Genomic DNA, 855 nt, shown 5'->3' with positions numbered 1-855 from the left:
ACAACACCCGCCTCCACGAAGCCCTCGGCTACGCGACCCCGAGCGAAGTTGAAGCCGCCTACTATCAATCACAACGAGCCGCACTAGCGCTCACATAACGATCGGAACAGAACCCAGGGCGGTTCAATCCGGACGTAGGTGATGTCTGCGACCCAGAGGCGGTTGGGGCCGTCCGCGGTGAACTGGCGCTCGACGAGATCTGGACGATGATCCGCCTGGTGTGCGGGGCGGGTGGTCACGGGCTTGCGGCCCCGCCGCGCGCCGTGCAGCCCCGCCCGTTTCATCAGGCGGGCGACCTGATCGCGGCCGATGCTCCACCTGGCGTGGCGCATCGCGTGCCACATCTTCCGCACCCCGTAGACCGAGTAGTTCTCCGCGTGGATCCGCTGGAGCTCCTCCACCAGGATCTCGTCACGCACGGCTCGAGTCGAGGCAGGCCTGGTCTTAGAGGCCCGGTAGGCGCGGGAGGTGATGAACCCACAGTCTGTCGCAGCCAGCGTGCGGCAGATGGCCTCGACCGCGAAGCGATCGCGATGCTTGTCGATGAACGCGATCATCTCGTCGTGGGGCGGTCGAGTTCCGCGGCGAAAAAAGCTGAGGCGGCTTTGAGGATCGGCGGATTCAAGCGGTCAGTGCAACGAGTCCTGTGAGATGAGGCAGTCACTGATCACAGGAGGATCCGGATGCAGGGCAGGCATGGTCATCTCAGCCGGGAGCAGAAGCAGCTCGCGCTCAGGTTGCACGCGAGGGGCTGGCGGCTGGTCGATATCGCCAAGGAGATCGGCTGCAGCGCGCCGATGGTCGGGGTCATGGCCCGGAGCGGCAGGCACCTCGATGCCAAACCGCTCGGCTGGA

2 pseudogenes and 1 other annotated feature are annotated in these 855 nt (G+C 65.5%); of the pseudogenes, one reads left to right on the top strand and one right to left on the bottom strand.

The features are described from left to right. Positions 1-128: 128 nt before the first annotated feature. Positions 129-596 (bottom strand): annotated as a pseudogene (locus QSJ40_RS12560) (IS3 family transposase); the annotation flags it as partial. Beyond that, positions 489-596, bottom strand: a sequence feature (AL1L pseudoknot). Its footprint overlaps the pseudogene before it by 108 nt. Positions 597-683: 87 nt before the next feature. Here QSJ40_RS12560 and QSJ40_RS12555 point away from each other — a divergent pair. After that, positions 684-855: pseudogene (locus QSJ40_RS12555) on the top strand (helix-turn-helix domain-containing protein); the annotation flags it as partial.

This window comes from Kocuria sp. NBRC 114282 (assembly GCF_030268385.1).
GTDB lineage: Bacteria > Actinomycetota > Actinomycetes > Actinomycetales > Micrococcaceae > Kocuria > Kocuria palustris.
The sequence above is the reverse complement of the archived record's forward strand: the minus strand, read 5'-3'. Positions and strand labels throughout refer to the sequence as shown.